Origin of the sequence: Citrobacter sp. wls827, assembly GCF_005280875.1 — a bacterium.
Classification (GTDB): Bacteria; Pseudomonadota; Gammaproteobacteria; order Enterobacterales; family Enterobacteriaceae; genus Citrobacter; species Citrobacter youngae.
Map to the genome: position 1 here is coordinate 355,373 of NZ_SZWR01000018.1, position 7,799 is coordinate 363,171.

At 52.7% G+C, this 7,799-nt stretch carries 4 protein-coding genes; 3 read left to right on the top strand and 1 reads right to left on the bottom strand.

All coding sequences use genetic code 11. The features are described from left to right. The first annotated feature begins 30 nt into the window (after positions 1–30). Complete coding sequence (locus FDX03_RS14920; RefSeq protein ID WP_137346133.1) at positions 31–1,173, top strand: glycerate kinase; 1,143 nt, start codon at positions 31–33, stop codon at positions 1,171–1,173. 126 nt (positions 1,174–1,299) lie between these two features. Here the strand turns inward: FDX03_RS14920 and barA are convergent, their stop codons facing one another. Next, positions 1,300–4,056, bottom strand: a complete 2,757-nt coding sequence (barA, locus tag FDX03_RS14925) for a two-component sensor histidine kinase BarA (RefSeq protein ID WP_048213074.1) — start codon at positions 4,054–4,056, stop codon at positions 1,300–1,302. A gap of 57 nt (positions 4,057–4,113) precedes the next feature. Between barA and rlmD the strand changes: the two genes are divergently transcribed. After that, on the top strand, positions 4,114–5,412 hold the full coding sequence (gene rlmD, locus FDX03_RS14930; RefSeq protein ID WP_115601558.1) for a 23S rRNA (uracil(1939)-C(5))-methyltransferase RlmD: 1,299 nt from the start codon (positions 4,114–4,116) through the stop codon (positions 5,410–5,412). 100 nt (positions 5,413–5,512) lie between these two features. Next, positions 5,513–7,747 (top strand): GTP diphosphokinase, encoded by a 2,235-nt coding sequence (gene relA, locus FDX03_RS14935; protein ID WP_048213072.1) that lies wholly within the window; start codon positions 5,513–5,515, stop codon positions 7,745–7,747. Positions 7,748–7,799: the final 52 nt, after the last annotated feature.

The following is a 7,799-nucleotide window of genomic DNA, read 5'->3' on the forward strand; positions in this document are numbered from 1 at the left end:
TAACAGAATCAACATGCGTAAGGACGGCTTATGAAAATAGTAATTGCACCGGATTCTTATAAAGAGAGTTTGAGTGCGTTTGAGGTGGCAACTGCCATTGAGCAGGGTTTTCGTGAGATCTGGCCTGATGCGGATTACGTAAAGATACCGGTCGCTGATGGTGGTGAAGGAACGGTCGAGGCGATGGTTGCCGCTACGGCGGGCCACCTTGTGCATGTTGATGTTACGGGGCCCCTGGGAAGTAAGGTACAGGCATTTTATGGGGTATCAGGAGATGAGCGCTCAGCGTTTATCGAGATGGCGGCCGCCAGTGGGTTAGAGCGAGTTCCGGCAGGGTTACGCGACCCGCTGAAAACCACCTCATGGGGGACCGGAGAGTTGATTCGCCATGCGCTGGATGCGGGTGTAGAACACATCATCATCGGGATTGGCGGTAGTGCGACCAATGATGGTGGTGCCGGTATGGTGCAGGCATTGGGCGCCAAATTGCTGGATGCACAGAATAACCAGATTGCACAAGGCGGGATCGGTCTGGAAGCGCTCACCAGGATCGATATTTCAGCGTTAGATAAGCGCCTTGCCACCTGTCGTATCGAAGTGGCCTGTGATGTCACGAATCCGCTGACCGGTAAAGAGGGCGCTTCTGCAGTATTTGGTCCACAAAAAGGGGCAACGCCAGAGATGATCACCCGTCTGGATAATGCGCTGACGCACTATGCACAACTGATTGCCCGCGATCTGGACGTTAACGTGCTGGATCTGGCCGGTGGAGGCGCAGCCGGAGGCATGGGTGCTGCACTGTATGCGTTTTGCGGCGCGCAGCTACGCCGTGGTATCGAGATCGTGACGGATGCGTTACACCTCGACGACTGCGTTGCGGATGCAGATCTAGTTGTGACCGGGGAAGGGCGTATTGACAGTCAGACGATCCATGGCAAAGTCCCGGTAGGCGTAGCGAACGTTGCAAAGCGATATAATAAGCCCGTCATTGGTATTGCAGGCAGCCTGACGCCAGATGTTGGCGTGGTGCATGAGCATGGAATTGATGCTGTTTTTAGCGTGATTTATACCATTTGCACGCTGGATGAGGCGCTGGATAATGCGAGTGAAAATGTGCGGATGACGGCACGAAACGTGGCCGCAACGCTTAAAGCAGGGCAGCAATTACGCTGAGTTGTAGGTCGGAGAAGGCGTTTACACCGCTCCGGCGATGTGCCCGATGGCGCGACGCCTATCGGGCCTACGGTAAACAGCGAAACCTGTCGGCCGGATAAGGCGTTTACGCCGCATCGGCGAATATCACCCCAATATCCGTTTCGCTTCTCGCCCGACGTTGTCCATCTCATCAAGAAGCTCTAAAAACTCTGGTTCCAGATCTTCTTCTTTGGTCCCGCTACGTAACTGCTGTTCAATAAGCTGGCACAGGTTTTTCATGCGGGGAACCCCGCTGTAACCGCAGCTGCCGTGTAGTTTATGAATCAAATCCACCAACCCTTCAGGGTTTTCACCCACCAGTTGCTCTTCAATTCTGTTACGGACTTCAGGCAAGAAATCGATCAGCATTTGCAGCATATCCCGCGCCAGATCGTTTTTACCGGCAGCCTGTCTCAAAGCCAGTTGCCAGTCGAGGGTCGTATTCGGGTTGACCACGGGGTCAGGGGGGGCTGCCACGATAGCCCGGGCTGATGTGCCGGCACCGGGCTTATAGCGCAACAGCAAACTGTGCAATTTATCTTCTTCAATCGGCTTAGCCAGGTAGTCATTCATTCCGGCGCTGAGTAACTTCTCTTTTTGCCCTGCCATGGCATGTGCTGTTACCGCAATAACCGGTGTCTGCTGCTGGTGTGGAAGCTGATGGATCAGTTCGCAGGCACGAATACCGTCCATGTCTGGCATCTGAATATCCATCAGGATCAGATCAAACTGCATTTGCTTGGCTCTGTCCACCGCCTGCTGTCCGCTGTCGCACAGCTCGACGTGCTGAACCTTATCTTCAAGTAATGCGCCGATAAGCTTCAGGTTCGCCGGGTTGTCGTCCACCGCCATCACGGTCATCGCAATCTTGCTTTCATCTAACAACTGGCGTTCTGCACCCTGGTTCAGGTGGCAATATTCGGTTAACGCAGGCAGCAATCGGGTTGAGGTGAGCGGTTTTAACAGACATGCCGCCGCGCCGCCTTGCTTTAATTTTTCAGCGTTAATCTGCGCATGGCAAGGCAGCGCCAGCAACAGGAAATCGGTCATTGCGGCTGCGCTTGCCAGACGTTTATGCTGCATGGTGAGCGGCTCGTGGAAAGTGACGGGGACACCAAGTAGCAGAATATCGTAGTGTTCTGCCGGTAATGCAGAGAATGAAGGACTGTAAATCACCTCCAGTGGCGTTTCACTCAAGATATCTAACGTGCATTGCGCGGCGGTAGCATTTGGTTCAACGTAAGCCAGTCGTTTTCCGGCCAGACAGCGGGTGGTTGAACGATCGCTGATAACATTAGGATTGAGATCAAGACTGATATGGAACCAGAAAGTGGAACCGCGATTGGGTTGGCTATGGAACGAGATATCCCCACCCATTTCATTGACCAGTTTTTGTGTGATCACAAGGCCAAGTCCGGTACCGCCGTGACGGCGCGAAATGCTGGCATCAGCCTGACGGAAAGCCTGGAACAGACGTGACTGATCGCGTTCCGGGATGCCAATACCGGTATCGCGGATTTGAACTTCAATCTGGACTTTGGTGTTACTGAGCGCGCGTTTTTCAACCAGAATGTCGATATTGCCGCTCTCAGTAAATTTGATGGCATTGCCGACCAGGTTGGTAATGACCTGTTGCAGGCGCAGCGGATCGCCAATCACATTGTCCGGAACGTCATTTTTAATATTCAGTGTTAGCTCCAGCCCTTTGTCATGGGAGGAGTGCGCTAACAGCGTTACGACGTCATCCAGTGTGCTGCGCAGCGGGAACGGTATGCTTTCCAGAATCAGTTTACCCGCTTCCAGTTTAGAGAAGTCGAGCACATCATTGATGATAGCAAGCAGGTTGTTAGCAGAGCGCTCAATTGTATTCAGGTGATCGCGCTGGGTGGTATTTAACTCGGTTTTCAGTGTCAGGCGTGTAAAGCCAATGACACCGTTTAGCGGTGTACGTAGCTCATGAGACATGTTCGCCAGGAACTCTGATTTAATACGTGCAGCTTCCTGGGCGCGTTTCTTCGCCAGATCCAACTCAACGTTTTGGATCTCCATCTGCTCCAGCGTTTCGCGCAGATCTGAAGTCGCCTGATCGATATTGTGCTGCATCTCTTCATGGTAGGCGGCGAGAGACATTGCCATCGAGTTGATGCCATTCTTCAGCATATCCAGTTCGCCCAACATGAAACCTTCCACGCGGCTATCGAGCTGACCTCTACGTATTCGGTCAACGGTATTCACCATGTTGCGAATTGGTCCGGTCACGTCGCGCATCAGACGCCAGCCGAAAATTAACGCAATGCCAATACAAAACAGCATCATGACGCTGGAGATAAAGATCTCTTTGTACTGCTGTAATCGCACGGACTTGAGGTCCAGCTCAAGCGCCACATACCCCAACATATTTTTGGTGTTTTTGGCATCGCTAACGGCAGATTCATCAGGTGAATAGCTTTCCGATATAATAGGGGTACGCAGGATCATGATATCCCCGTGCCGGGTTACGCTCAGCTTTCGCGGAAACGGCGATCCGGTAGCCAATTGCATCTCTGACGGATCAAGATGAAAGTTGGAGGTGACGAACAGTTGGTTATTTTCGTCATAGACGGAAATTGCCCGCACAATATCGGAATGGCGACGATGCAACACGCTGATAAGCTGGCCGATGGATTCCCGGTTTTGCAAGTTCATGCCGTATTCGCTGGAAACCGCGAGTGGCTCGATGATGCTGGCACCAGCATCTTCCAGTTGACGCTGCAAGTCGTTATAGCGATGCACAACAAAAAAGATACTGAGCAGCAAACCTATCAGGACGGTCGGGGCCAGGATCAGAATCATCATGCGTGCGCGCAGGCTGTAGTTGGTCATGGAGTTCCGTTATGGGACAATTAGGGTCACACTGTTAAATAGAGAAATATCTCGTCGATGGCGCAATTCTACTCTGCAAAACGACGCGTGACGACGCGTCAGATCATAACCGTTACCGTCAATGACCTTGATTCTTTTGGTCAGGGCGTTGCTCGTCATAACGGGAAAGCCCTGTTTATACCGGAATTGCTGCCTCAGGAAAGCGCAGAAGTGGTGATAACTGAAGATAAAAAACAGTTCGCCCGCGCGCAAGTCAAACGTCGTTTAAACGACAGTTCGGAACGTGAAGTGCCACGTTGTCCACATTTTGGGGTCTGTGGTGGCTGCCAACAGCAGCACGCCAGCATCTCGTTGCAGCAGCGTAGCAAAAGTGCAGCGTTATCGCGTTTAATGAAATGTGAGGTGACAGAAGTTATCGCCGATACCCCGTGGGGCTATCGACGCCGCGCGCGTTTAAGTCTGAACTATCGCTCGAAAGAGCAGCAATTGCAGATGGGATTTCGCAAGTCCGGCTCCAGCGACATTATTGATGTGAAGCAATGCCCTATTTTGGTGCCCCAACTTGAGGCGTTGCTGCCTGAAATTCGGGCATGCCTGCAGAGTCTGCAGGGGCTGCGTCACTTGGGGCATGTCGAATTGGTGCAGGCTGGAAGTGGAACTCTGATGATTTTGCGCCACACCGCACCATTGAGTGCCGCGGATAAAGAAAAACTGGAACGCTTTTCGCATTCTCAGGGACTGTCTTTGTTTCTGGCTCCGCAAAGCGAGATACTGGAATCAAATTCAGAAGAATCGCCCTGGTATGATTCAAATGGACTACGTTTAACCTTCAGCCCGCGTGATTTTATCCAGGTCAATGAAGGGGTAAACCAAAAAATGGTTTCCTGTGCGCTGGAATGGCTGGATGTGCAGCGAGAGGACCGGGTGCTCGATTTGTTCTGTGGTATGGGGAATTTTACGTTGCCGTTGGCCGTACGAGCAGCGAGCGTTGTGGGTGTTGAAGGTGTCCCTGCGCTGGTGGAAAAAGGCCGGGAAAATGCGCGGAATAACGGACTACACAATGTGACATTCTTTCATGAAAACCTTGAAGAAGATGTCACCAAACAACCATGGGCAAAAAACGGATTTGATAAAGTATTGCTCGATCCTGCGCGTGCGGGGGCTGCCGGCGTGATGCAACATATTATAAAGTTAAACCCTGGCCGCGTTGTTTATGTATCCTGTAATCCTGCTACGCTGGCTCGTGACAGCGAAGCGTTACTCAATGCAGGATATACCGTTCGGCGACTGGCGATGCTCGATATGTTCCCGCACACTGGACATCTGGAATCGATGGTCCTGTTTGAGCGTTTGTAATGAATTTTATACCCATTGGATTTCGGGTTGTAATGCAACGTGAAAGACAATGGGTACGGCTTGTCGACTTCGACAGGCCATGCCCCTTAAGGAGAGGACGATGGTTGCGGTAAGAAGTGCACATATAAATAAAGCTGGTGAGTTTGATCCTAAGAAATGGATCGCGAGTCTTGGGATCTCCAGCCAGCAGTCGTGTGAACGCTTAGCCGAAACCTGGGCGTATTGCCTGCAGCAGACACAGGGGCATCCGGATGCGGATCTGCTGCTGTGGCGTGGCGTCGAAATGGTGGAAATACTCTCCATGCTGAGCATGGACATCGACACGCTGCGAGCGGCGATGCTGTTCCCTCTGGCGGATGCCAATGTGGTGAGTGAAGACATCCTGCGCGAGAGCGTAGGCACGTCAATCGTTAACCTTATCCATGGTGTGCGTGATATGGCGGCGATACGCCAACTTAAAGCCACGCATACCGATTCAGTCTCTTCCGAGCAGGTCGATAACGTTCGTCGCATGCTGCTGGCAATGGTCGACGACTTCCGCTGCGTGGTCATCAAGCTGGCGGAACGTATTGCCCATTTGCGAGAAGTGAAAGATGCGCCGGAAGATGAACGCGTACTGGCGGCAAAAGAGTGCACCAATATCTACGCCCCGCTGGCTAACCGATTAGGCATCGGGCAATTAAAATGGGAACTGGAAGATTACTGCTTCCGTTACCTGCACCCGGCTGAATACAAACGTATTGCCAAACTGCTGCATGAACGTCGTATCGACAGGGAACATTACATTGATGAATTCGTCGGTCATTTGCGCTCAGAGATGAAAACGGAAGGCGTCAAAGCCGAAGTTTACGGACGTCCGAAGCACATCTACAGCATCTGGCGCAAAATGCAGAAAAAGCAGCTGGCTTTTGACGAACTGTTCGATGTGCGCGCGGTGCGTATCGTGGCTGAGCGTTTACAGGATTGCTATGCCGCGCTGGGGATTGTGCATACTCACTATCGCCATCTGCCTGATGAGTTCGATGACTACGTTGCCAATCCAAAGCCTAACGGTTACCAGTCAATCCATACGGTTGTGCTGGGGCCTGGCGGTAAAACCATTGAAATCCAGATCCGTACCAAACAGATGCACGAAGATGCTGAGCTGGGTGTTGCCGCGCACTGGAAGTACAAAGAAGGTACTGCTTCAGGCGCGGCGCGCTCTGGTCATGAAGACCGCATTGCGTGGCTGCGTAAACTGATAGCCTGGCAGGAAGAGATGGCGGATTCCGGTGAAATGCTGGATGAAGTGCGTAGCCAGGTCTTTGATGACAGAGTTTACGTCTTTACGCCAAAAGGCGATGTTGTGGACTTACCGGCGGGCTCAACGCCGCTCGATTTTGCTTATCACATCCACAGTGATGTGGGGCATCGTTGCATTGGCGCGAAAATTGGCGGGCGCATCGTACCGTTTACCTATCAGCTGCAGATGGGCGATCAAATTGAAATCATCACCCAGAAACAGCCAAACCCAAGCCGCGACTGGTTGAACCCTAACCTTGGCTACGTAACCACCAGTCGTGGGCGTTCGAAGATCCACGCCTGGTTCCGTAAACAGGATCGCGACAAAAACATCCTGGCGGGCCGCCAGATCCTCGACGATGAGCTGGCGCATTTAGGTATTAGCCTGAAAGAAGCGGAAAAACATCTGCTGCCGCGCTACAGCTTCAATGAGCTGGATGAGCTGCTGGCGGCGATTGGCGGAGGAGACATCCGCCTCAACCAGATGGTGAACTTCCTGCAGGCACAGTTTAATAAACCAAGCGCTGCCGAACAGGATGCCGCCGCGCTGAAACAACTTCAGCAGAAAACGCAGGCGCCGCAGAGTCGCCGAAAAGACGACGGTCGCGTGGTGGTTGAAGGGGTGGGTAACCTGATGCACCACATCGCTCGCTGCTGCCAGCCGATTCCCGGCGATGAGATTGTCGGGTTTATCACCCAGGGACGCGGTATTTCCGTCCACCGGGCGGATTGCGAACAGCTGAATGAACTGCGCTCGCATGCGCCGGAACGAATTGTTGACGCGGTTTGGGGCGAAAGCTACTCGGCAGGGTATTCGCTGGTGGTTCGCGTCCAGGCTAACGATCGCAGCGGCTTGTTACGTGATATCACGACGATTCTTGCCAACGAGAAAGTGAACGTGCTGGGCGTTGCCAGTCGGAGCGATACCAAACAGCAACTGGCTACCATCGATATGACCATCGAAATCTACAACCTGCAGGTGCTCGGACGTGTGCTCGGCAAGCTGAACCAGGTGCCGGATGTGATCGACGCACGCCGTCTGCACGGTAATTAATTATTTTGTAGGCCGGATGATCTTGCAGGCCTGATGGCAACGCGTCAGCGTT